Source organism: Halomonas sp. ND22Bw, assembly GCF_003011945.1.
Taxonomy (GTDB): Bacteria; Pseudomonadota; Gammaproteobacteria; order Pseudomonadales; family Halomonadaceae; genus Halomonas; species Halomonas halophila.
On sequence record NZ_PXWD01001489.1, the window covers coordinates 1 to 247 of the forward strand.

General features: G+C 54.3%; 1 protein-coding gene. It reads left to right on the forward strand.

The genetic code is table 11. The features are described 5' to 3' along the window. A partial coding sequence (locus CVH10_RS23175; protein ID WP_146143338.1) for a two-component system response regulator occupies window positions 1–247 on the forward strand: 247 nt, incomplete at both ends.

A 247-nucleotide genomic window follows, 5' to 3' on the forward strand; every position in this document is an offset into this window, starting at 1 on the left:
CGCCTGACGTGATGCTTCTTGATGCACAACTCGGTGGCATGAGTGGGTTGCAGGTTTGCGAAGCGCTCAAGGCCGATAGTTCGCTCAACGACATTGCTGTGGTATTTGTGAGCGGGTGTACCGAGCCGGAACTAGAGAGCGCTGCGCTTAAGATTGGCGCGGAAGACTTCATACAAAAACCGTTTAGTCCACCGCAGGTCGTCGCGCGTGTTAACAATCAATTGCGCTTACGACGTCAGACGGCTGA